Annotated in this window: 21 protein-coding genes and 1 pseudogene; 9 read left to right on the top strand and 13 right to left on the bottom strand. The window is 61.7% G+C overall.

Going from position 1 to position 24284, the window contains the following annotated elements; translation table 11 throughout:
- Positions 1–56 precede the first annotated feature (56 nt).
- Both P5G52_RS01855 and P5G52_RS01860 read right to left on the bottom strand, forming a co-directional pair.
- Complete coding sequence (locus P5G52_RS01855; protein ID WP_301224286.1) at positions 57–422, bottom strand: hypothetical protein; 366 nt, start codon at positions 420–422, stop codon at positions 57–59.
- A 436-nt stretch (positions 423–858) separates the two neighbouring features.
- On the bottom strand, positions 859–1359 hold the full coding sequence (locus P5G52_RS01860; RefSeq protein ID WP_301224287.1) for a DinB family protein: 501 nt from the start codon (positions 1357–1359) through the stop codon (positions 859–861).
- Positions 1360–1665: 306 nt separating this feature from the next.
- Here P5G52_RS01860 and P5G52_RS01865 point away from each other — a divergent pair, with 306 nt between their 5' ends.
- Complete coding sequence (locus P5G52_RS01865) at positions 1666–2316, top strand: hypothetical protein (RefSeq protein ID WP_301224288.1); 651 nt, start codon at positions 1666–1668, stop codon at positions 2314–2316.
- Positions 2317–2539: 223 nt separating this feature from the next.
- Here P5G52_RS01865 and P5G52_RS01870 read toward each other — a convergent pair whose 3' ends face one another.
- The 4 genes from P5G52_RS01870 to P5G52_RS01885 all read right to left on the bottom strand — a co-directional run bounded on the left by P5G52_RS01870 (position 2540) and on the right by P5G52_RS01885 (position 7338).
- The gene (locus P5G52_RS01870) at positions 2540–4219 is read right to left on the bottom strand and encodes a DUF2326 domain-containing protein (protein ID WP_301224289.1); all 1680 of its coding nucleotides are present in this window, start codon (positions 4217–4219) and stop codon (positions 2540–2542) included.
- 44 nt (positions 4220–4263) lie between these two features.
- A complete protein-coding gene (locus tag P5G52_RS01875; protein ID WP_301224290.1) occupies positions 4264–4494 on the bottom strand; it encodes an ABC-three component system middle component 6 in 231 nt (76 codons plus the stop codon).
- Entirely contained in the window at positions 4487–5275 is a 789-nt protein-coding gene (locus P5G52_RS01880) for an ABC-three component system protein (protein WP_301224291.1), read from the bottom strand. Before P5G52_RS01880 ends, P5G52_RS01875 begins: the two co-directional genes overlap by 8 nt.
- Positions 5276–6012: 737 nt before the next feature.
- Positions 6013–7338, bottom strand: a complete 1326-nt coding sequence (locus tag P5G52_RS01885; RefSeq protein WP_363321901.1) for an IS30 family transposase — start codon at positions 7336–7338, stop codon at positions 6013–6015.
- Between the two features lie 180 nt (positions 7339–7518).
- Between P5G52_RS01885 and P5G52_RS01890 the strand changes: the two genes are divergently transcribed.
- Complete coding sequence (locus tag P5G52_RS01890) at positions 7519–7680, top strand: hypothetical protein (RefSeq protein WP_301228841.1); 162 nt, start codon at positions 7519–7521, stop codon at positions 7678–7680.
- Positions 7681–8019: 339 nt separating this feature from the next.
- Entirely contained in the window at positions 8020–8190 is a 171-nt protein-coding gene (locus P5G52_RS01895; protein WP_301224292.1) for a hypothetical protein, read from the top strand.
- Between the two features lie 260 nt (positions 8191–8450).
- On the opposite strand, the pseudogene P5G52_RS18350 reads toward P5G52_RS01895, so the two are convergent.
- The 5 genes and pseudogenes from P5G52_RS18350 to P5G52_RS01915 form a co-directional block, all read right to left on the bottom strand.
- Positions 8451–8645: pseudogene (locus tag P5G52_RS18350) on the bottom strand (IS30 family transposase); the annotation flags it as partial.
- A 26-nt stretch (positions 8646–8671) separates the two neighbouring features.
- Complete coding sequence (locus tag P5G52_RS18270; protein WP_363321903.1) at positions 8672–8815, bottom strand: IS3 family transposase; 144 nt, start codon at positions 8813–8815, stop codon at positions 8672–8674.
- A 400-nt stretch (positions 8816–9215) separates the two neighbouring features.
- Positions 9216–10943 (bottom strand): hypothetical protein, encoded by a 1728-nt coding sequence (locus tag P5G52_RS01905; RefSeq protein WP_301224294.1) that lies wholly within the window; start codon positions 10941–10943, stop codon positions 9216–9218.
- A 702-nt stretch (positions 10944–11645) separates the two neighbouring features.
- Complete coding sequence (locus tag P5G52_RS01910) at positions 11646–12146, bottom strand: recombinase family protein (RefSeq protein WP_301224295.1); 501 nt, start codon at positions 12144–12146, stop codon at positions 11646–11648.
- A gap of 619 nt (positions 12147–12765) precedes the next feature.
- Positions 12766–13815, bottom strand: a complete 1050-nt coding sequence (locus P5G52_RS01915; protein ID WP_301224296.1) for a CapA family protein — start codon at positions 13813–13815, stop codon at positions 12766–12768.
- A 671-nt stretch (positions 13816–14486) separates the two neighbouring features.
- On the opposite strand from P5G52_RS01915, the gene P5G52_RS01920 reads away from it, so the two are divergent.
- From P5G52_RS01920 to P5G52_RS01930, 3 genes are read left to right on the top strand one after another with little or no spacing between them, the layout of a single operon-like run.
- Positions 14487–14933, top strand: a complete 447-nt coding sequence (locus tag P5G52_RS01920) for a hypothetical protein (protein ID WP_087072223.1) — start codon at positions 14487–14489, stop codon at positions 14931–14933.
- A gap of 1 nt (position 14934) precedes the next feature.
- Positions 14935–16110: a glutathionylspermidine synthase family protein gene (locus tag P5G52_RS01925; RefSeq protein ID WP_301224297.1), complete on the top strand. Its 1176-nt coding sequence runs from the start codon at positions 14935–14937 to the stop codon at positions 16108–16110.
- Between the two features lie 6 nt (positions 16111–16116).
- Positions 16117–17598, top strand: a complete 1482-nt coding sequence (locus P5G52_RS01930; RefSeq protein WP_301224298.1) for an APC family permease — start codon at positions 16117–16119, stop codon at positions 17596–17598.
- On the opposite strand, the gene P5G52_RS01935 is transcribed toward P5G52_RS01930, so the two are convergent.
- Positions 17599–17862 carry a uracil-DNA glycosylase family protein gene (locus tag P5G52_RS01935; protein ID WP_301224299.1) on the bottom strand — a complete coding sequence of 88 codons (264 nt, stop codon included), beginning with the start codon at positions 17860–17862 and terminating at the stop codon, positions 17599–17601.
- A gap of 618 nt (positions 17863–18480) precedes the next feature.
- On the opposite strand from P5G52_RS01935, the gene P5G52_RS01940 reads away from it, so the two are divergent.
- Both P5G52_RS01940 and P5G52_RS01945 read left to right on the top strand, forming a co-directional pair.
- Positions 18481–20214 carry an ABC transporter ATP-binding protein gene (locus P5G52_RS01940; protein WP_301224300.1) on the top strand — a complete coding sequence of 578 codons (1734 nt, stop codon included), beginning with the start codon at positions 18481–18483 and terminating at the stop codon, positions 20212–20214.
- Positions 20211–22193 (top strand): ABC transporter ATP-binding protein, encoded by a 1983-nt coding sequence (locus P5G52_RS01945; protein ID WP_301224301.1) that lies wholly within the window; start codon positions 20211–20213, stop codon positions 22191–22193. The genes P5G52_RS01940 and P5G52_RS01945 overlap by 4 nt, the downstream gene beginning before the upstream one ends.
- 25 nt (positions 22194–22218) lie before the next feature.
- On the opposite strand, the gene P5G52_RS01950 is transcribed toward P5G52_RS01945, so the two are convergent.
- Positions 22219–23250: a LacI family DNA-binding transcriptional regulator gene (locus tag P5G52_RS01950; RefSeq protein ID WP_301224302.1), complete on the bottom strand. Its 1032-nt coding sequence runs from the start codon at positions 23248–23250 to the stop codon at positions 22219–22221.
- 95 nt (positions 23251–23345) lie between these two features.
- On the opposite strand from P5G52_RS01950, the gene P5G52_RS01955 reads away from it, so the two are divergent.
- Complete coding sequence (locus tag P5G52_RS01955) at positions 23346–24284, top strand: carbohydrate ABC transporter permease (protein ID WP_301224303.1); 939 nt, start codon at positions 23346–23348, stop codon at positions 24282–24284.

Genomic DNA, 24284 nt, shown 5'->3' on the forward strand with positions numbered 1-24284 from the left:
TGTCCTGAATCGGACTCGTTAGCGATCATCGCATTGAGGCGAAGCGGCTCAGAGATTCAGGTGTGGGATGCAGGATCGCTAGTGCTTTCTGGCTCCACATCTGACTCTGTCCGATACTCCTCAGGGAGTTTCCGATAAGCCCTTATCAAGAAAATAACTGCAATTATTGCAATGATTGGAACTACAGTGCCGATAATCACGTGATCCCTCGTCGGATCTTGCAGAACCATTATGGGTAGCGCAATAGCTACAACCGATCCCATAATAATCTGAATCATGATTACAATTCTGGAGCGCCTGTCCTGAGGGTGAATCCAAGGCTTCAAGCTAACCATATCCTTCCAAACCAAAAATCTCTGGTGCTTTGAGCGTATAGCAGCTCCGCCGTCGTTTGAGTTTCCGACCCCTTCATGGGCAATCACATAAGCCGCATGCCGACCGGGTCAGGTGTTCGTAAGCCGGTCCCTATAGGTGCGCTGGGGATCCTCGCCACGGACTGCGCGGGAGTCGGCTTCTGCGTAGTAAGAGCGCATACCGTGCTTCACGCCAAACCGGATAATTGCGTACAGGATCAAGCCCATCAGCGCCCAGACGACCGGGACGATCAAGATTCCGAATCCACCCAATGCCATTACTTCCCCCATGCCTAGAACAAACAGTCAGTCCAGCGAGCGTACCGGGGAAGGCAGTACCAAGCGGCACACCACACCTAGTACTGATAGGGCTGGCACATACAGCACGGGCTGAAACACTCGAGAACGCCCACGCAGGAAAGCGCGTTCACCGTCCTGTAGGGGGATCCTCGTGCGCCCACGCTGCCGACGTGTCCGCGCTGAGGCGGGCTGGGAGATTTCCTCCCTAATCTCCGGTGGATCCGTCCAGCAGTTCGCGCAGGATGTCTAAGTGCCCGCAATGCCGGCCCGTTTCTTCGATCATGTGCACCAGAACCCACCGCACACTGTGCTCACCGTCTCCACCGCGGCAGCGATCGTCCATTTCATGCCGCTGCAGCACTTCTCGGGATTGGCGGCAGGCAGCCTCGTAGTCGTCGATGATGCCTGCCAGGCTGTCCTTTTCGCTTACCCGGAACTCACCGTTGGGATCCTCTGCGGACCATCGGGTGGGAACATCGTGCCGGCCGTCGATGCGGTCTTGGAACCAGAACTGCTCAACGTCAGTCAGGTGTTGCACCAAACCTGACACCGTTGTCAGCGAGGGCACGAGCCGCTTAGCGCCGTCGGCATCGCTGAGGCCACTGGCCTTCATCACTACCGTGGCTCGGAAGTAATCCAGGAAGCCGGTCAGAGTTTCCCGTTCTCCGGCCGCGATGGGCGGGTCAGTCCGAGTGTCGTTGTCCATCTGCCCAACCTAGTCAAGGGGATCGAGCCGCTGCATAGGCGCGTCCGACCCCACCAGCCAGAAGCTACGGAACGGCCTGAACAAGAGTCCACATACCGATCCTTTAGCGAACTTTGTTGCTTGGGCGGATGTAGGGACACGGTGTGCGCCTCCAGGAGCCCGGTGGACGCTGGGCCGTAAGGTCGAATCATGGGGGACGAAGCAACACGGATTGAGGACCTTGGTTCGCGTGATGATGGTGGCCGTACGCCAGTCGAACCTCAACACGAAGGCACGAGTAATCCCCGGGTTTACCGTCGCGGAACCATGGCGACCGGTGCGGGCGTCGCGATTTTCGGTTATGCCGTCTTGTACACGGCGATCACGGCGTCTCCGCCCTCCTTGGCAACGACTGAACCAGTAGCGGCTCAACCCTCCCCCTCGCACGTCCGGTGCTCAGAACTCATCCCCGCTGTGTGGGAAGCGGACCAGCAGCTACATGAGTCGAGTACAGGACAACTCCTCGGGCAATGCACCGTCGCCGGCCGCCCTCCTCGTGGTGCCGCGATCGAGCCGGTATCTGCATGCGATGCGATAGGAGGTCACGTCACTGCGTGGAAAGAAGGTGACTACCCGACGCTGATCGAGAACAGGCCACCCCTTCCCACAGGGCAGCAGATCCTCACCGTCACTGACAAGGACATGCAGCTAGTGATGGAACTCGGGATCGTGTACCCGAACCAGACCTTCGCACTGTGTGGACCACTGGAGTGGACCTACCAACACGTCGGCGAACCAATAAGCCAACACATTCCCTCCGACGCCGAGCTGGGAAAGCTCCCAGAGGGCCGTTACTACGCCTACGAACGCACACCGAAGGGAAACCTCGAGCTCATCGGTGTCGGAAACCGCCACAACTACGTTGAACCCCTCCCCGAGGGTTTCCCCCTCCCCGCATCACTGGTTACGGAGTCGTAGTAGCGCGCCGCACATCAGTAGATCAATTAGCTGGTCATACGTACGGAAACGCCCTCCGCATGAGATTCTGCCTCTCCATCTTCTGGTCCGTGCGCCACCTGAAGTCTCACCAATGCCTGTCCCTGCTGTCCCACACATGGATCCCTCAGCGGGCAGTGGGTCCTGGAAGTGGAGCTACCGCGGCCCGCGGAATCGGCCGGGCTGCTGGACGGGCTCTTCTGTCCTAGAACTCACGCCCCAGCAGGCCGCCGACCTCAGTGTCAAGGATGGATCGTACGATGCCGCCCTTGAACCACGGCTCCTCCAGTACGTCGGGCGGGATGTCGTTGCTGTTGATGGTGCATATGTACTGCCCACCCGTGGTTTGAACCATCTCCTGCGCGAAGCGAAGTGCGTTCGCAAGTTGGCGAGGGTCGACGCCGTCGAAGACCACCGAGTCATGCACGAGGAAGTCGGGATGTCGAGCCGAGGCAGCGCCCTCCTCAAGTAGCGTGAGGTCGAAGCAGAAGAGCTTCATTCGGTCCACTCCACTGCTTCCCGAGCCTGGGACGGTCACGGTGAACTTGTAGCCCGCGTTGTCGACCTCGACCGTGAGGGCGGCGTCCTTGCCGTACAACCGGTGCATCTTCTGGCTGAACTGAGCGCCGACGTGGTCGAGTTTCTGCCGGGAGCCCGCCAGCTGCTCGCTCGCTCCCTTGCGAAGAGTTGACTGCTGGAGTTTTAGGTCTTCGCGGGTGGTGACGAGTTCACGGGCCTGCTCGATTTGGAGATCGACTGCGGCGAGGTGCGCTTGGACAGTCGCGAGTTCGTTTCGCAGCGCATTCAGTTCGTCCAACGCGCCTCCCGCATCGAGCGTGCGGAGCGTGCCGGCGCGCTGTTCGTCGAGTCTGGAGAGTTCGGCCTTGCGGACCGCGATGCGGTCGTCGAGGCTCTCAATCTCGCTGTGCAAGAACGCTCGCCGGTTCGTGAGAAGGCTGGCGTGGAAGGCGGCAACATCTCGCATCTGTCGAACGAACCCATCTGCGAGAACGGCGCCGGCCGCCGCAAAAAGCGCCTCGACGTCGATGGCGGTAGCCGGCGCGTCGGTATCGTCGGTGAGTGATGAGGTGTAGAGGCTGCGCATGCGGCCATCGACGACTGCTTCGTCGCGGAGGACGGATATCTGCGCGGTTAGTTCGTCCGCCCGTTGCACCAGCGAGTTAGGGTCTTCCAGGATGCGGAAGCCTTCGATCCGCCCCTCCCACTCCTCGACTTCGTTGAGGAGTGCTGCCCGTTCGAGGGCAAGGTCGCTTTCGGGTCGGAGGGTAGTCACGAGGCCATCGCGCGCCGCGGCCGTAATGGTCTTGAGCTGCTGGAGCCCCTTGTCTACGTTTGCCAGGTCGAGGACGACGGTCCAGTCGAGGTCGAGAAGGAACGCGATATGCTCACGGCTGCTGGTGGCGCTCTGCACAGCCACAATCTTCAGCGGGTCCTTCGGCGCCTCCGTACGGATGACATACGAGAGCAGCGTCCGGACCGAAATGCCGCCGGTTACCTTCTCCTCGGAAGGTTCTAGACGGAACAACCCCAGTCCCAGCAGATCCTTCCACTCCTCGACCGTAATTTGACCCTCGACCAGATATGGCGCGATGAAAGCTTTCGCGTCGCCGTTGGCCGTAATGTGCAGATTCTTGCCGGCGGCGAGTGTGCGGGTGGCGCTAACGGTGCCGCCGAACAGCTGGAGCTCGAGGGTGAACTCCCATCCGTTGTCGGCGAGCACCTGCATCTTCTTGTCGAATGTGCCGCCGAGGATGTAGTTGAGAATCGCGAGGAGAGTCGACTTACCACGGGCGTTGCGGCTGTCCTGGTCGGTCGAGTCGGGCGCGCGCTCGGCGACGACTGCGTTGAAGCCGGGCTTGAACATAATGGGCTTGAACTCGACTTTGTTGGAACTAAGACGAAGTAGCACTAACCGGCCCTCAGGATTCCGTCGTGGTGATTGATGGCGCCGGCTCCATACAGCAAGGTCAGCGCCGCGGCGAACGAGTCATAGGGCGAGCTCGGCGCCGCTTCTCGATACTCGACGAACAGCTGACCAACGCTGAGACTGCGTGTGCCCATGAGCCCGAGGACGATTGCAGCCTCTCCCACGAGGGTCTTGGCTAAAGGGGTGAACTTGTCGGGGAACAGTTCACTCACGCTCGAACACCTCGCAGATTTCGAAGAGATAGGCGATTACCGCGAGGGCAGCAGCGCGCAGCTGAGGGGTGTCCTGAGGGCCCGCGTTGTCCCATGCACGCTGGACGAGGTAGTCGAACACTTCGTCGGGCTGAAGGCCGTCTGCAATCGCCGAGTAGTAGTCACTTTTGCATCGCGCGGCCAACGTCTTGCCGAAGCCGGGGTTCCAGTCGGACTGGAAGGCGATGAAGCTTGCTACGCGGTCTGCCTGCGAAAGGCCCGCGGTAATGAGCTCAACAGCGCCCGGACCGAGCTTGTTGAGCTGGATCTTCTGCTGAACGGGAAGCGCGATGTCTACTTGCACCGCCTTCAGCGGTTCTCTCGCTCCCACCAAAACCGTGCAGACCATAGACAACTCTGCGTATGTCACATCCCCAAGGCCGGCACGAACGCCGCGCGCCACCTTCGCCTCGTGCACGCGCTTGGTTTCGCGTAGGAACTCGACTGTGTGCAGTTCGAGCTGCGCGTCCACGGCGTCATGATGCGGGCCGCACAGGTAGATGAGGTTGTCCGCCGACCCCCGCTGTTGTTTGGTCATCTCCTCGTCATACCGCGGGCCGCCGGGACTCGCCGCGCAGATGTGCGCCACCTTCCCTGTCGCCTTCGGTCGATCGCCGTTTGCGAGCGACTCGATAGTGAGGATCAACCCGCATCCGGGGTATGCGCAGGTGTTCCCGCTGCGCGACACCACGACCTTCTCCTGGGCCGGAGGCGCGGATTCGCGCGGGATGAGCTTTGACACCACCTCAGCGTATTGGAGACGAGATGCAGTTGTTCGCGTGACACTTCCTCGTGTGACCATCGATCGGCCGCGAGAGCGAGGTTCAAATGCGTCGTGAGATGGGTGCGGGCGCAAGGAAGTCGTTCGGCGACTCCGTTGCCCGTAAGACGGTCGGTCTGCGCCCGTGCAGGCGACTTTGGGAAGTTGTGCAGACGACCTTAAGAACTGACAAAAGTCCATATAGATGCTGACTCCTTCGATTCCCGTAAGACCCGCCCGATAAAAAGCCCGGTGAAGGTACGGCGGATTCGAGCGGTCGATGCAACGGTGAGCGTTCAGCCTAGGTGATGATCTGCTGACAGTACACACGTACTTGAGCTAGGAGCCATTTGACCCTTGGAAAAGGATGCATAGCTCCTACATGCCCATGCCCCTCAAGATCGTCGCAGTGATGATGGTAACGAAGAGAATGACGAAGACGACAACTAAGCTGCGTTTCCACCTAGGGGATTCGAAAGCGCTAACGTTAGTGTCTCGATTACGTGACCTGAATACGATAGATAGGACTAGGTACACGGTAAGAACGGCCGCGCCGATCCAGAAGAAGAGCGTCGAGAGATCCATAGGTTTCCTGTCCTCAGCTTGGTGCAGTCACCCTGAGACTAGCTTGCATACTCGTCTCCAGAACTCAGAGGGACGCGGTCAGCTTTCAAGTAGCCGGAATCTTGTCCGCGACTAGTCGGCTGCTTGGTTGTGCATCACTCGCTGACTCTCGTGGTTACCCGTCTCTCCGCATGGAAATTTGCTACTGGTGTGAGATAGCCCAGGCTCTTGCGCGGTCTGGTGTTCAGTTCCCCGCAAACCTCTCTAACGTGATCGTCGGAATGGATTGAGAGGTCTGTGCCCTTGGGGAAGTATTGACGGGCCAACCCGTTGAAGTTCTCGTTGGCGCCCCGTTGCCATGGGCTGGAACGTTCGGCGAAAAAGATGCGCACCCCTGTCGCGGCGGCTAGTTCCTGGTGTCGAGCCATCTCTACGCCCTGGTCCCAAGTGATGGTTCGTTTCAGATGGGCTGGTATGTCTGAAAACGCGGTGATGATGGCCTGGTTTGTCAGTGCTGCTGTATGTCCGTGTGGGAGATTGATGATGATCCCGTAGTGGGTTTTCCTCTCACGCAAGGTCACCATGGCTGATACGGAACCGGCCCCGACGATGAGGTCGCCTTCCCAATGGCCTGCCTCGGTTCTGGCCTCGACTACCGCTGGTCTTTCGCTGATCATGGTCATGTTCTTCACTACCGGTCCGTGGCCCGGGCCGGTTCTCCATCGGTGTTTGCGGATCTTTCGTCCCGTGCGCAGCCGTGGTTTGCCGTCTGATCTGAGCCCGCCGTCATCGTGAAACAGCAGGGCCTGATAGATGGTCTCAGGACACAGGCGCAGTCCCGGCTCGGCGGGAAAGGATTGTGCCAGCCACCCGCAGATTTGCTCTGGTGACCAGCGACTAGCCAGTTTGGCCTGCACCAGTGAGCGCAAGCGCTGGCTTGCCCGTAGCTTGCGTTCCCGCGGCCGGCGGCGCTGCTGGCGGGCATCATGATCAGCGACGCGAGGCAGATACCGGCCCTTACTGTCACGGTGCCGGTCGAGCTCACGTTTGATGGTCGACGCGTGTCTACCCAGCTCACGGCCGATGGCCCGAAGCGAGCATCCCAGGCGGAGCAGGTCCGCCATCTGCAGTCTCTCCCGCAGACATAGATACCGTCCCGAGGCAGGCTTCCTGCTTACACGTGGTCGGGCTGCTCTCTGATTCCGATACCTTGTACCGATCATGTTGCTCACGCCCAATATCCTGCAAGCTGCAGCGTTGGAAGCACCAGAGCCCACCAACTCCCAGTAGCGCGCCTCCCGTAGAGCGCGTCGTTTCTGCGCTGGCGACAACGGTGCTGCTACCCGTTCGGCGATAAGCCTGGCTGCACGTATCGCGTCCCTGTCGAGCTGCTCCACCCGAGCTTTCTCGCCCCCAATTTCCTTCTTGTTTTGAGCCTCCCACCTAGACGCGGTAGCGGAAGACAACCGCAGATCCTTCATCACCTGTCCCAGCGCAAGGAGTCGCCGTTGCTTCACGAACCGCCGGTAGACCCATCGATACACAGTCGTATGCTGCAGCCCTACTGAGGCCCCAGCCGCCTTGATACTTATGCCGGTCGCATAGGAAGCCCAGAACGCTTCCTCCACCGTTTGGTCTAGTTGCAGGTGATGGCGTTCGTCATGGGTAAGGAACCATTGATTCCACTCCTCCGCATTGCTCGAGGTGAATCCAAGCTCAACCTGAGCCTGAACGTGGTCGAGGCCTTCGGTGCGGAATCGGAGGTATTGGTCGCGCAACCACCGGTATCCGACCCCTTTGTTGATCCCAACTGCGCGGGCTGAAGGTTTGAGACCCCTGCCCTCCCGAATAAGGGCGAGAAACCTGACGCCCGTAGGCGAGGTGAACTGTTGATACATCGAAGAAACTCCCTAAATGGGTGTTGCTTCGACCAACAGAATCTGGGCTACCTTAAGTGGCACTGGCCAAAACCCTCCGTTTTCCGCCAGTACGCCAAGGAACTGTGGATTTCAGGGTTATGTAGCCGTCCTTTCGCACCGCTATGTGGCGTTTCGAACGAGCTTAGTTGCGCCGAGCCCGCCCTGTGCGCAGCAAAGGATGCGTGGCTCGGCGGCAGCTCAATCGGTATACGCTGTGGATGTTGCCGACCGAAGGAATCCCCCGTGTCTTCCCACAACGAGCACTCCTCTCAGGAGCACATTCCCCGCCCGGATGAGCCGACCGTCCCAGAGCTCGAGGTTAACGAGACCATCGCGCCGCGTCCGGAGGAAGAGATCGCCGACGTCCTGCGGGCGAAACCTGACGTCGAAGACCACAGCCAGCATCTCGAGTGACAACACTCGGGCCTCGGGTGCGAAAGTGACCCGGGTTGAGGCGTCGCGTCCCTTCAGTAATGTTCCGACTTGCCAAGGGGGTTCCCAGCGGCACTGGCTTAGCCTCAATCCGCCCTTGACGGGTTGGGTCTTCGCCGAGTCACCCATACGTCGTCGGCAACGGATCGGGAGGACGCAACTGCTTTGCGGATCCATGCCGTCGTCTCCGCGGTGCGGACTGCACGCCCACTGCCCGTAAGACGGATGGCGGTCTCAACCGGTCAATGCACCACCTGTGATTCTGAGGGTGTCGCGGGCTGGTTCGAGGTGGTGAGGAGGGCTGGGTAAAGGTCGTTTGAGCTAGCCCATTTCAGGACCTGCCGGGGCCGATCGTTGATGAGATTCGCGATGTCGTCCAGGTCTGTGGCGGTGAACCGTCGAAGGTCGGAGCCCTTCGTGAGGTACTGGCGCAGCATTGGAGTGATCCCCGAATGTTGGACTCCTAATTGAACGTTACGCGGTGGCGGGCGAGGTATTCATCGGGGCTGAGGTAGCTGAGTCTTTCTTGGATGCGGGTGCTGTTCCACCACTGCAGGTACTCGTTCAGCCAGGTATGGAAGTCCTCGATGGTGTCTGGTTGCTGAATCCGGAACCATTCCTCTTTGAGGTGGCTGAAAACCCTTCCATGGAGGCGTTATCCAGCCAGGTGCCCTTGCGGGACATTGATTCGGTCAGCCCGGCATCGCGGAGCGTTTTCTGCCAGAGCAGATGCCGGTATTGGAACCCCTGGCATACGACAGCATCACATCACGCCACTATTGCTCCTTCTATTTTTTTGCTACCCTTTTTCCACGGCAAGAGCACCAAGCTATGAAATGAAAGTATTTGTCACAGAACAATTATCATCGCTATCCATGCAAAGGATCAACGTGGCAGTCATTTAGATCCACATGGATGCCGACTCGCCCCCGCGACCGGCTGGGTCCCGATAAGTGGAAAGCTATACTGAAAACGTCGATGAGACACCCTCCCTATGTCTTCCTCATCTAGTCTTTACGCAAAAGCCCTGATATCCCGGACAAAAGAAGGGCTACGAGCACCCAAGAAAAGCCCTTGACGGCGGCCAACAGAATTGAGATCCATATACTTTCTGTCACCCGCCACGCGCTGGACTGCCCGGTAGATACGGCCGGGACAGCAGCATCTAAAGCAAAGAGGGCGGGGGTAAAAGCGGGATAACTGAGTGGGCGTTGCGTTGAACCCGTCGTCTGAATCTGCTCCTTTTGGTTATTGCTATCCGTCACGATAGTTGTTGTTGCGCTGGGCAGCGTGGGCGTGAAAGCTGAGGAGAATATCGAGCACACGATGAAGACAATTAGCCAAAGCGCTGCCATCCATGGCACAACGAGCGCAGGGTAGTACCCATAGCCCACCACCCATCCATAAGCCTTTCGGACGACTTTGGATGTTGCCGGTGCAACCTTGGTGGTTCGCTTGGCTGCCTGGTATCGCAACCAGCGGCCGTCTTCAGGTTGTCCCACCTGTTCGTAAGTTTTTGCGAACTCTCGCCAAGGCTGAGCAACAAATTTCCGCTGGTTGCCGGTATCTGGTACTCGGCCAATAGTGTCCAGCCACTCGCAGGCCGTCTTACGATCGCGCAGCAGAAAACCGTAGATCGCTCCTAAAGCTAGACCCTCTGCCGATGCCAGAGATGGAAGCCCGACCTTCGGCCGATCCTTGTCTACTCGCAGAATTTGAATTATAGCGAAGGCCAGAGTTAGTGAACCATCTGGAATTAGCAGCTCATCTAGAATAAGAGTGTCGATGGTGGTCCTGTCGAGGCGAAGGGCGTGTCCGCTGGAAGCAAAAAGTGTTGCCCCCTGCAGAGCGAACTGGCCACCACAGACCATTCCCAAAGCTCGGAACTGCCCAATGACGTTAAGATGACTCAGGTAAACGCTACGATCAATAATAGCTCCATCGAAACTAATGGCATCTCCAATAAGATTGAATATTCTTGCACCGACTAGGGAGATGTTTCTTGCGCGTACACCTTGTGCAAAAATTTGTCCAACTACGCGAACACCGTCCAAAGTGAGGTTTTCGACAACGGCCTCAGTGAGGTGAAGGGCGATTCCCTGAGTATTAGCAAGGTTTGCGCCCGTTAGATCGAGATCACCACTAACGTGTAAGCCTCTGGCACTCACCTTCCCGGTTCCTTCAAGGTTGTTCAGAATCGCATTTCCGTCAACGACTGCGCGGTCGAGGTCGAGCGCTTCACCGTCGGAGTTGGAAATGCTTGCGCCATAGAGAGAGAGGGTCCCAGTACGTAGACTACTTAACCAACATCCACCTTCGCATAAGGCGTCCTCCAAATAAAGACCGCCTTTTATTGTGGTTGATGAAACGGACAACCCTGGAAGTATCGAATTGTTGAAGCTCAATTCGATTAATGACGCATTATCAAATATGGGAGCGTCCTCGAAGGAGCATCGATCAAACTCAATTCGGCAAGGTAGTGTCGCATAACTGAAGTCAATTCTTCCTGTAATGAAAGCACCGCGAATTCTGAGGCCTTGGGGATCAACAGACACTTCTGGGGTAAATAGCACATCTCGTATGAGGGTCGCTGAAAGCCTACGATGAACTCTCCAGCTCGAGGGATCGCCTGAGAGAACGTCATCATTGCTCACCCCTGGAGCAAAGTTTATGATCTCCCCTGAAGCCAAGGCCTTGAGCAGTCGGTCCTTAATCTTCACTGAATTTGCAGTCATGGTTTTGTCTAGCATCTAAAGTCTTTCAGATCCAGCCCACGCTGGACTTGCAATCCACACTGTTTGCCGTGCATAGGTTCCCGCAGCTGCCCTCTTGACCACGTGGTCGGTCTTCCCAGATAAGTGACCGACCTAGCGCGAGCTGAGCGGCAGCATTCGAACAAAGAGGTTCGACACCCCGAGCAAGTCCCTCCCCGTATACACACTCAAAGCTCCAGCAATCAGCGAGCAGCCTGCTGCCCGACACCCGCACACGGCACCGGGCATTTTCGCGGGCACGCCTACGGAAAGGAGCCGTCCAAGTTCGAGTAGGGCAATGTAGTGAACCCGAGGTGGCGGCGGTGGCGCGGTGAGGGACGGACGGTGGAATCGGTACCAGGTTGGCAGACGTGCGGATGCGGTCTCGCGCGAAAAGCGTTTGACGTGCTTTGGCCATGACCAACAGCACATGATTGAACAAGGGAGGAACTGACGCTGCACGAAAATCGCCCATCGTCTAGGCATTTAGCCCCCCGGACCAGAGGTCCACGCAATGAGCATTCCTACGTTCCACTGCTTGTCAAGCACACAGTGAATTGCCGGAACCATGAGGCTCGCCTTCGTACACCACCGCCGTTATCGACGGAGAAAACCCACCTCGAGTGAGCTGTCAGTTGTAAGTTTCGCCGAATGTTGCGGGGTCCTTGTGCATCGTTGTTCGAGTCAGTTCAACATGCCGTGCCCCTCGTGCTGGTCGCGTCCGAGGCCGTCGCTCGCTTCCATGCTCAGGTAGCGGTATACGGTGGCGCGGCTGACGCCGATGATCTTCCCAATGTCGCCCGCCGCAAGCCCCTGGGCCTTGAGGTCCCGAGCTCGTTTGACCGTGACATGGTCAGTGGTGACTTCCCGTCGGCCGGCTTTCCGCCCGTGTTCGGCAGCCGCAGCCATACCTGCCCTCGTGCGCTCGGCGAGTTGGTCACGCTCGAGCTGGGCGAACGCGGACATGACGGTGAGCATGGCCCTACCCATCGACCCGGTGGTGCTGATGCCTTCCGTGACACTGCGGAAGTGCACACCCCGCTGCTCAAGATCGTCAATCAGAGCCAGCAGGTTGCGGGTGTTGCGCCCCAACCGGTCCAACTTCCACACCACCACCTCATCGCCGCTTCGTAGGTGATCGAGCAGCTTGTCCAGCTCGGGACGGTTGGCTCTCGTTCCGCTCACACCATGGTGGTGAAAATCCTGTCGCAACCCGCGACGCGCAATGCTGAGTGCTGCAGGTCAGCGTTCTGCTCCAGGGTGCTGACCTTGGCATATCCGATACTTCCCATCCCTACGTCTCCTCAAGCTCATCAAAGGTTATTTGCCGCTTTGTTGAGAATAGCCGATGTGAGACATATTGATGAGACAAGACCCTTGGATAGAACTGCCGTAGATGCTGGGTTTCCCCGATCCACCGCCGAGGTGGCCGGTTCGTCCAGTCAAGGGATCCGTTGCTGAGACGCCACCAAACGGACAATGGTCCGGGTCGGCATTCGTATATAACACTTCTACAAGCATCACGTCAGGCGGGGCGAACGGGATCCGAGTGTACTTTTTTGAGGGCCCTGGTGAGGCATACTCGGTGAGTATTTATGACATAGCTGATGCGACACTTACTGAAGCTAAGACCTAGGCGAATGGGGATGTAGACCGCCGCAGATATTCAATTGCACATGTTTCACCCGACAAACGCGGAAACCGCGGGCTCGTCTGTTTGGTCGGTAACGACGCCAACTGTAATTATCAAACGGATGCGCGCCGCCATAGCCTCCGCGGTGCAGTCATAAGCAATCGATACTCATCAATTGCGACCTAATCGCTCCTCGGCGTCTGAACGACGCCGAGCTTCCCACTCGACAGCACCTGCCTCGGTTGATCCCATTGACTCAACCGTTTCCTTGCTTCTTGCGCGGCTCGCGGCGTCCTCAGCAGCGGAGACACAGGAAACATCCGTAGCCGCCATCTGCTCGAGGTTGTCGGCCGCCACCGGGCACCAGCGGTGGCCGGGTCCGTTCCAGGTTGCAGGAAGCCAGCGGAGTCCGGCGCCGTGCCAGCCGCCGTCGTCGTCCTGCTTGAACGAAACTTCAACCAGGAGTCCCTCAGTGTTGCGGATGTCCGGCGTCAGGTGGGCGCCGATGGAATTCCCGAGGCCGTAGACAATCCACACTCCGTTGTACTTCTCGATGGGCAGGACGGAGTGGCTGTGGTGACCGTAGATCAGGTCGAACTCACCGCTGTCCACCAGTGTGTGCGCAACCTGCTGCTGTTGGGCGTTGGCGTAGTCCGCGTACTCGTCGCCGGCGTGCACCGCCGCCAGTACGACGTCGGCACCGGCCTCGCGGGCTAGCTGCGCCTTAGTGATCATCGCAGCTGGGTCAAGCAGATCGACTTGCCAGGGGAATTCCGGTGACAGCCCGTTGAGCGCATAGGTGCCCGCGATGATCGCGACCCCGGCGTCCTCCGTCTCCACAATCAAAGGCTCGGCGGCTGCCTCGGGCGAGCGGTAGGAACCCGTATGTTCCAGGCCTGCACGGTCCAGGACGTCAAGCGTGCGATTGAGACCGGCTGTCCCGGCGTCAAGAGTGTGGTTGCTCGCGGTGGTGCAGGCGTCATAACCCAGGTCCGCTACAGCCTCCGCGACCTGCGGCGGAACGTTGAAGGAGGGAAATCCGGAGTAGGGGCCCTCGGGATTCGCCAGTGGTGTCTCCTGGTGGCAGATCGCCAAGTCCACCGGCGCCACGTACTCTTCCTGCGCCGTGAGCATCGGTCCGAAGTCAAGCTCGCCGTCGCCGTCGAGTGCTGCCTGCTCCCACAGTCCTTCGTGGAGCAAGAGATCCCCGGTCAGCACCACCGTGGCGGACGGAAGGGATTCTGCCGGACTCGGGGACGGGGACGCGTTCTCCGGTGGGCTCGAAGGTCCCAATGACCGTACGGATGACGCGGTCGGCGCTGGGCCGCTGCTCTGCAGCTCTGAAACGGTCCCGGAATCCGAGCACCCGGGAACCAGCAGCAGCACTGCCAGCGCTGCTGTCTGAATGATGGATGCACGACGACGGCTCACTCGGTCAGCCTAGCGCCGTAACCAACGGTGGCTGTAGCAAGCCCCTCTTGATTATCGACCGCACTCAACACAGTTACGAGCGTTTGAACCTGAGCCTGGGCATGCGAAGCTCGGGGAAAGCGCGCCCCGAAGACGGACAGGGAAGCGGTCGGCACCCGTTCACCTGGTCTTAGATAGATGGATCCCCTCGCGGGGCCCGGGTTCGACCCCAGGCGATGGACGAAGGGCTCGGAAAGGGCCTCCCGGAACTAGCCGACGGGTGAGAGGGGATGAGCCGAGAGTGTGAGGCACACTACCGGTCTTCGGACCTGGCGGGTTCGAAGACCGGCGGGCTGCGTCCTTCAACATAGCGAGGCGGCAGGCTGATCGATCAGTTTGCCGCCTTTTCTTTGCCCGGGGAGACTTCACGGTGTACCCGCACACATCCTGACCGAGCATCCGACCTACCATCGAGAGTGACCATGACCAGTACCCAGAGCCCGACCGTGGGCACAACGAACCGCATCCGGCGTTCGGGTTCGCTCGCCCTTGGCGTCACCGCGCTGCTTGCCAGCGCCCTCCTCACAGGCTGCACTCCGGAGGGGGACGTCATCGACGAGGACTATGCCCAGGTGTGTCAGGACAGGACCACGCAGGAGCGCGTCGAGGACAGCAAGTGCAGTGAGGCGGGCCGTTCCAGCGGGGCTTTCGGCTGGTACTTCCTGCCCATGATCATCAACAACTCCGGCCGCAGCACTGTCATCCCGCGCGTTGGATCCCGGGTCTCGGGCGGCATCACCAATATCCCCTCGGGGGCGACCGCCAGGAGCGGGTTCTCCAACGAAGGCCAGTCCGTTACACGCGGCGGCTTCGGCAACAGCGCGAAGTCCGGCGGCAGCGGCGGACGCTCCGGAAGCATGGGAGGCTGACGTGAAGCGCTTGCTGTCTACCCCACGCCCGGACTGGAAGGAGAAGATTGCCAGCCAGGGCCTGCTCTACTCGACGACGATCATGCCCGACGGCTCCGAGATCGACTACTGGCACGAGGGCGCCTACTACCAGTTCGACCTCGCGGAGGTCGAGATGCTCGAGAAGGTCACCGAGGAGCTGCACGGCATGTGCATCGAAGCGGCCCGACACCTCGCCACCGGCGCCATGGGCAACATCGGCATCAGCGCCGAAGCCATGAAGCTTGCCGCCGGATCGCTGGCCCGCAATGAGCCCGCCGTCTACGGCCGCTTCGACTTCTCCTACGACGGCGTGAACCCGCCTAAGATGCTCGAGTACAACGCCGACACTCCGACGGGCCTCATCGAGGCGTCCATCGCCCAGTGGTTCTGGCTGCAGGACGTCAAGCCCGAGAACGACCAGTGGAACGGCATCCACGAAGCCCTCGTCGCCGCATGGGACAAGCAGCGCTTTGGGATTGAAGGCCCGAGGCTGCATGTTGCGCACATCGAGACCGAAGAGTCAGGCGAGGACTGGATGACGGCCGCATACATGCGCGACGTCGCCTCACAAGCCGGTTGGGAGACCGTCGGCATCAACATGAGTGACATCGGCTGGGACTACCGCCAGCACCGCTTCGTGGACCTCGACAACAAAGCCATCAGCACCATCTTCAAGCTCTACCCGTGGGAGATGATGATGAAGGAGGAGTTCGGACAGAAGATCCTCGACTGGCCCGTGATGACCCGCTGGGTCGAGCCGGCCTGGAAGATGTTCCTGTCCAACAAGGCCCTCCTGGCCGCCCTCTGGCACCTCTACCCGGACCATCCCAACCTGCTACCGTCCTACCTCGACGGACCGAACGGCATGCAGGAGTGGGTCGCCAAGCCCCTGCATGGCCGCGAGGGCGACAACATCCGCATCCACGCCAAGGGCGTCGAGATCGAGCAGCCCGGCGACTACGGAGCCGAAGGCTGGTGCTACCAGGCGTGGAGCCCGCTGCCCGACTTCGACGGCAACCGGCCAGTCCTCGGAGCCTGGGTGGTCGACGGCGAGTCCGTCGGCGTCGGTATCCGAGAATCCGACGGTTACGTCACCGATTACTTCTGCCGTTTCGTACCCAACATCATCGACGCGCCTGCGCCGAGCAACGGTTAGGCGACCATGACCATCCCACCCACCGGATCCACGGTGCAGGGCAAGGGACTATCCGCCGGGGACCTCGGCCTCGTCGGCAGTGTCTCCGTCGGTCTGTCCTCCACAGCGCCTGTCTACTCGCTGGCCGCGACGCTCGGCTTCATCGTCCTGGCCGTCGGCGTACAGGCCCCTGCGGCGATCATCGTGGCCTTCGTGCCGATGCTGCTCATCGCCTACGCCTACCGAGAGCTCAACAGGGACACCCCCGACTGCGGGACGACATTCACCTGGGCATCACGCGCGTTCGGGAAGTTCGCTGGCTGGATGGGCGGCTGGGCCCTGGCCCTTTCCGGCATCGTGGTGCTGGCCAACCTGGCTCAGGTCGCCGGGCAGTACCTCTGGCGCCTGGTCGATCCTGAGCTGGGCGATAACGTGCCGCTCGTAACCACTACAGGCGTCGCCTTCATCGCCGCCATGACCTGGACGAACTACCGCGGCGTGGACATCTCCGAGAAGATGCAGCGCACCCTGATCGCCCTCCAGTACGCAGCTCTGGCGCTCTTCACCGGGTTCGCCATGTACCGCATCTCCGCAGGGCAGGCCTTCGACTTCACGCCAGTGAGCCTCGCCTGGTTCAACCCGTTCGCCGTCGAGTCCCTGTCCGCCTTCACCTACGCCATCCTGCTGGCCCTGTTCATCTACTGGGGCTGGGACACCTGCCTGGCGCTGAACGAGGAGACATCCAACCCGCGGAAGACACCCGGGCGGGCTGCGCTCATCTCATCGGTCATCCTGCTCGCCACCTACGTCGGTGTCAGCGTCGTCGTCATGATGTTCGCCGGCACCGGAAGTGAGGGTCTCGGGCTCGGCAACGAGGACAACGCCGCTGACGTGTTCTACTCGGTCAGCGAGGCCGTCATGGGCGACTGGGCGTGGGTCGCCGTGCTCGCCGTCCTGATCTCCGCGGCCTCATCCACGCAGACGACGATCCTCCCGACGGCGCGCGGAACCCTGTCCATGGCAGCCCACCGGGCATTGCCTGAGCGATTCGCGTCCGTCCACGCGAAGTACCTGACGCCCACGTTCTCCACCGTGCTGATGGGAGTGGTGGCTTCGGCCTACTACGTGGTCATGACACTGGTCAGCGAGGACTTTCTGGCCGACTCGATCGCGTCCCTGGGCCTGTTCATCGCCTTCTACTACGGGCTGACCGGCTTCGCCTGCACCTGGTACTTCCGCCGCACCCTGCGCTCGAGCACCCGCAACCTGATGTTCCGAGGCGTGCTGCCACTGCTCGGAGCGCTGATGATGACGGCCGCGTTCATCCTCTCTGCTCTCGACATGCTCGATCCCGAGTACGGGAGCACCGTATTTCTCGGCGTCGGCGGCACATTCATCATCGGTGTCGGGGCGATGCTACTCGGCGTCGCGCTCATGGTCCTCTGGTACGCCACGGCCCAACGCCGACTGGCGGCAGACGAAGCCATCGCCGAGTACACCGCCGACTAATCAATTGGCCGCTTCGCTCCTCGCCTCGGAGCCTCGGACCAGTGCGCCGAGATCCCGCAAGTGCTGTTCGGGGAGCTTCCCGTCCAGTGCGACGTGCTGCGGCAGGGCCCCCGAGGTCGGTGGCGCGACGAAGACGCGACTGCTGCCGATGGTCCATGGCTGCAAGCCGCAGTAGACGCGGAACGGGCTGCGGGTCTGCTTGCAGTAGGACCCGGCCACGCCCTTGCCGTTGAAGGCGATCCAGGCCGGGTGCATGCCCTCCATGCGCTGAAGGAAGTGGGCGACGTCGTGCTCGACCCCGACGTCCGTGGACGAACTCTCGGTCTTGTTCAGGTCGGTGAGGCCGATGCAGATGGCCGCGACGGTCGAGTCCCACCACGCCTGCTCCCGACTCTTCAGAGGGCCTCCCTCGGTCGCGCCGCACGGAGTGGGTTGGTCGTGGATCCCGGGAGTGCCGATGCGGCGTCAGAACCTCTTGTGAGTGCGTACTCACTCCACTAGCGTTCCCCCTATGGAAAAGCAGGGATGCGTGCGAGTCGGTTGAGCACCGGCAGGACATGGTCATCGCCGCTGCCGCACCCTCCGTCTGGAACGCGGTCGTGACGTAACCTCGGGACAGATCGCGGAGGTCGCCGGTGCCACAGCGGCGCGAAAGTCTCGCCGCCGTGGACCATTCCTCCGATCCGCTCGCGCTACATGAGGCGCCAGGCGGGATAAATCCTGCCCTCCCGTTCGAGGACAGGCGGCGCGCCATCCTCGTCCTGATGACGGGCCGCTTCCAGCGCACAATTCAGCGAGACCCTGGACTCCCCCGGTCGACGAGCTCGTGATGCTTCTCAAGCAGGGTGTCGCCGGACGCGCGACGTCCGAAAGGAACGGACAATGCTCGCCAAACTCATCGTGCAATACCTCGGGCCGCACCGGAAACTGGTCGTCGGTGTGGTCGTGTTCCAGCTCGTGCAGTCGATAGCCTCGCTCTACCTCCCGAGCCTCAACGCCGACATCATCGACAACGGTATTGCCACGGGTGACACCGGTTACATCCTCATGATCGGTTCAGTGATGCTCGGGATAACCCTCCTGCAGGTCGCGACCGCTATCGTCGCCGTGTACTTCGGGGCGAAGGCTGCGATGGGGTTCGGCCGCGATCTGCGCGAGGCGATCTTCGTGCACGTCGGCGAGTTCTCCGAGCGCGAAGTCGCACGCATCGGGGCGCCCTCGCTCATCACCCGAACCACCAACGACGTGCAGCAGGTGCAGATACTCGTGCTCACCACCTGCACCCTGCTCGTATCGGCACCGATCCTCGCGGTGGGCGGCGTGATCATGGCCCTGCAGCAGGATGTCGAGCTGTCCTGGCTCATGGCCGTCGCGATCCCGGTCCTGCTCGTGTCGATCGGCCTGATCATCGTGCGCATGGTGCCCCTGTTCAGCCAGCTGCAGGTGCGCATCGACACCGTGAACCGGGTGGTGCGTGAGCAGCTCACCGGCATCAGGGTGGTGCGTGCCTTCGTCCGCGAAGACCTCGAGACGGCGCGTTTCGAGCGGGCGAACGCGGACGTCACGCGCACGGCGCTCGGAGCGGGACGCCTGTTCGCCCTGGTGTTCCCCGTCGTGATGCTCATCATGAATGTCGCGAGCGTTGCGGTGCTGTGGTTCGGCTCCTTCCGCGTGGACAACGGGGACATGCAGATCGGTGCACTCACGGCGTTCCTGAGCTACCTCATCCAAATCCTGATGGCGGTCATGATGGCCACCTTCATGGCGGTCATGATCCCCCGTGCCGCGGTGTCGGCGGTCCGCATCTCCGAGGTGCTCGACACTCCCACCTCGGTCGTGTTGCCCGAACGGCCGGTCACCGAGTTGCACGGCACCGGCCTCGTCGAGCTGCGCGACGTGGAATTCAGCTACCCCGGCGCCGAGCAGCCCGTGCTGCACAACCTCAGTTTCAGGGCCAGGCCCGGAGAGACCACCGCGATCATCGGCAGCACCGGCGCAGGCAAGACGACGCTCGTGAACCTGTTGCCGCGGCTCTTCGACGCCACGGGCGGGGCCGTCCTCATCGACGGGGTCGACGTGCGTGAGCTCGACCGCGACCTGCTGTGGGGCCGCATCGGCCTCGTCCCCCAGCGCGCCTACCTTTTCTCGGGAACCGTTGCGAGCAACCTGCGCTACGGCAACCCCGCCGCCACGAACGAGGAGCTCTGGAACGCCCTCGAGACCGCCCAGGCCGCGGACTTCGTGCGCGAGATGCCGGAAGGCCTCGGAGCGCCGATCTCCCAGGGCGGCACCAACGTCTCGGGCGGCCAGCGCCAGCGCCTGGCCATCGCTCGTGCCCTCGTGAAGAAGAGCGAGATCTACGTGTTCGACGATTCCTTCTCCGCCCTGGACACGGCAACGGATTCCAGGCTCCGGCAGGCACTCGCCCGGTCGGAACGATCCGCCACCAAGATCATCGTCGCCCAGCGCGTGTCGACGATCGTGGACGCGGACCAGATCCTCGTGATCGACGACGGCGAAATCGTCGGCCGCGGCACCCACGAGGAGCTGCTGGAGACATCCGAGACCTACCGGGAAATCGTCGACAGCCAACTCCGGGCGGAGGAAGCAGCATGACCCTTCGAGCGCCCCAGGGCAGGGCGGACACCCCGGTGCGACCTCCGATGCGCCGGGGACCCGGTGGTGGAGGTCCCTTCGGGGGCATGGGAATGCCCGTCGAGAAATCGATGAACTTCGGGCCGTCCGCCAAACGGCTGATCGGACGGCTGCGCCCCCACCGTGCGAGCGTTATCGGCGTCGTCGGCCTCTCCGTCGCGAGCGTGACCCTCAGCGTGATCGGCCCCAGGATGCTCGGGCATGCGACCAACATCATCTTCGAGGGCATCATCTCGAAGCAGTTGCCGGACGGCGTGACCCAGCAACAGGTCATCGACCAGCTCCGGGCATCCGGTGACGACCAGCGGGCCGACATGCTCAGCGGGATGAACCTGGATCCCGGGCACGGGATCGACTTCGGTGCCCTGCAGGCAGTTCTCGGGATCGTCCTGCTGCTGTATGTGTTCGCCTCGGTGTTCTCCTGGCTGCAGGGCTACATCCTCAACGCGATCGTGCAGAAGACGGTCTACACGCTCCGGGAGGATGTCGAGACCAAGGTCAACGCCCTTCCCCTGAGGTACTTCGACAAGATCCCCCGCGGAGAACTGCTCAGCCGGGTCACCAACGACGTCGACAACATCGGGCAGAGCATGCAGCAGACGCTGGCACAGCTGATCACGAGCCTGCTCACCGTCGTCGGCGTGCTGTCGATGATGTTCCTGATCTCACCGGCCCTCGCCCTCATCGCCCTCGTCACGATTCCGCTCACCCTGCTGATCACCGCCGCCATCGCCAAGCGCTCGCAAAAGCTTTTCGTTGCGCAGTGGACGCACACGGGTGCGCTCAACGCACAGGTCGAGGAGGCGTACTCCGGCCACGCGCTCGTGAAGGTCTTCGGCAGGCACCGCGAGGTCGAACAGCGCTTCCGCGCCAAGAACGAGGAGTTGTTCACCGCCAGCTTCGGCGCCCAGTTCGTCAGCGGCATCATCATGCCCGCCATGATGTTCGTCGGCAACCTCGTCTATGTCGCGATCGCCGTCGTCGGCGGCTTGTTCGTCGCCAGTGGCTCGATGTCCCTCGGTGACGTCCAGGCGTTCATCCAGTACTCCCGGCAGTTCACCCAGCCGCTCAGCCAGCTCGGCTCGATGGCCAACCTGCTCCAATCGGGCGTCGCCTCGGCCGAGCGCGTGTTCGAGCTGCTGGACGCCGACGAGCAGCGCCCGGACCCGCAGCCGGCGGTGACGCCGGGGACCACCTCCGGCCGCCTCACGTTCGAAGGCGTGTCCTTCCGCTACGAGGAGGACCAGCCACTCATCGAGAACCTGTCACTCGTCGCAGAACCCGGGCAGACCGTCGCGATCGTCGGCCCGACAGGGGCGGGCAAGACCACGCTCGTGAACCTCATGATGCGCTTCTACGAGATCGACGCCGGACGGATCACTCTCGATGGCACCGACATCGCAGCGATGACCCGCAGGGACCTGCGCTCACGCATGGGCATGGTGCTGCAGGACACCTGGTTGTTCGCCGGGACCATCCGCGACAACATCCTGTACGGCCGCCCGGACGCGACGGAGGAGGAAATGCTCGATGCCACCCGCGCCACCTACGTGGACCGCTTCGTGCACTCGCTTCCCGACGGTTACGACACCGTCCTGGACGACGAAGGCGGCAACGTCAGCGCCGGGGAGAAGCAGCTACTCACAATCGCCCGCGCGTTCCTCGCCAAACCCAGCGTGCTCATCCTCGATGAAGCAACGAGTTCGGTGGACACCCGGACGGAGGTGCTCGTCCAGCACGCCATGAAAGCACTGCGCCGCGACCGCACCAGCTTCGTGATCGCCCACAGGCTCTCCACGATCCGCGACGCGGACCTCATCCTCGTCATGGAGGCAGGTGCGATCGTCGAACAGGGAACGCATGCGGAGCTATTGGCCGCCGGAGGCGCATATTTCGCGCTCTACAACTCCCAATTCGCCGCCGCCACGGAGGGAGCGTAGATCAGGAAATCCATCACCGGCATGCTCAGCTCGCGACCGCAGTACTCTCCCGCACCACGAGCCGTGTCGGCACCAGCTCACGGCCCGGCTCCGTGGAGTTCTCCCGCATCTGCTTCAGCACCTTGTCCACGCAGCGCCGGCCCACCTCCGCGAAGTCCTGGTGCACCGTGGTGAGCGGCGGGCTGAAGGAGGTGCTGTCCGGGATGTCGTCGAAGCCGACGATCGAGACGTCCTGCGGCACCCGGATGCCCTTCTCATGGAATGCCCGGAGCACGCCCAGCGCCATCTGATCATTCGCCACGAACACCGCGGTGCAGTCGGAGGAAGCAAGTGACAGCCCGGCGAGATACCCCGAGTCGGCCGACCAGTCCCCGCGCAGCAACGGCGGCTCGGCGCAACCCCGGGCAGCAAGAGTCTGGCGCCACGCATTGACGCGCCGCTCCGACGCGAAGGACGCCGACGGGCCGGCCACATGCCACACCGTCGTGTGTCCCAGATCCAGCAGGTGCTCCACGGCCTTCCGGGCGCCGTCGGCCTGGTCCGTGTCGATCACGCTGTAGCCGTCGCTCGCGTCGGAGTCCACCACCACGGCGTGGACGCCCGGCGGCAGGGACACGGTCGCGGCGTCGAGCAGGTGGACCTCCATGATCACGATGATCGCGTCCACCGCCAGCTCGTTCAGCCGGGAGAATGCACCCCGCACGCCGGCCTGCGTCGGCGTGGAGACGGGGATCAGCGTGATGGCGTAATCCTCCTCCGCGGCGCGGGCCGCGATCGCCTCGAGCGTGCGGACGTTGCCGGTCGTGGAGAGAGTGAACAGGATGACACCGAGGGTCCGGAAGCTCCCCCGCTTCAGGGCGCGCGCAGCACTGTTGGGACGGTAACCGAGCTCGTCCATCGCGGCAATGACCTGCTGCCGCGTCGACTCGATGACACCCGGGCTGCCGTTGGACACCCGCGACACCGTCTGCGCCGAGACACCGGCGAGGCGGGCGACGTCGGACATGGAGACACGCCGGTCCTCACGGGTGAGGTGTTGACGCGACGAGGAGGACATGTGACCATCGTAACAACAATGTTTACGTAAACATCCAGCAGGACGCCCTGCTATGTTTACGCAAACATCACCGACAGAGTCAGAAGGAATCACCCATGACGACGGCGTCACCCCCACCGGCCACGCTCGGCACGCTGCCGAAGCCCGCCAAGCGAGCGCAGAAGCGCCCCCAGAAACGCTCCTGGTCCGGCTGGCTCTTCATCGGTCCGTTCATGGCGGTCTTCGCGCTCGTCTTCCTGGCACCGATCGCCTACTCGATCTTCCTCAGCTTCTTCCGCAACCAGCTCGTGGGCGGCAACGGCTTCGTGGGCTTCGCCAACTACTCGCAGGCCCTGCAGGACCCCCAGTTCTGGTCCTCCCTCCTCCGCGTGACGCTGTTCCTCGCGGTGCAGGTGCCGGTGATGCTGCTGATCGCCCTGCTGGTGGCCCTCGCCCTGGACAGCGGCCGGCTGTACGGGAAGTCCTTCTTCCGCATCTCGATCTTCCTGCCGTACGCGGTGCCCGCCGTCGTCGCCAGCCTCATGTGGGGCTTCATGTACGGCACGCGGTTCGGTCTGGTGGGCAACGTCAACAACGCCCTCGGCACCAACCTGCCGAACCCGCTCTCCCCCGAGCTGATCCTCGCCTCGATCGGCAACATCGTCACGTGGGAGTTCATCGGCTACAACATGCTCATCTTCTACTCCGCGCTCCGCGTGATCCCGAAGTCCCTCTACGAGGCCGCGGAGATCGACGGCGCCAGCCAGTTCCGCCTCGTCACCGCTATCAAGCTCCCCGCCATCCGCGGAGCCCTCGTGGTGGCCGGCATCTTCTCGGTGATCGGCAGCTTCCAGCTCTTCAACGAGCCGGCCATCCTGCAGAGCCTCGCGCCGAACTCCATCTCCACGTACTTCACCCCGAACCTGTACGCCTACTCGCTGAGCTTCTCCGGCCAGCAGTACAACTACTCCGCCACCGTGGCCATCATCATGGGCGTCATCACCATGGTCATCGCCTACGCCGTGCAGCTGCGCGGCATGCGGAAGGAAAGCTGA

The organism is Arthrobacter burdickii (genome assembly GCF_030433645.1).
Taxonomy (GTDB): Bacteria; Actinomycetota; Actinomycetes; order Actinomycetales; family Micrococcaceae; genus Arthrobacter_D; species Arthrobacter_D burdickii.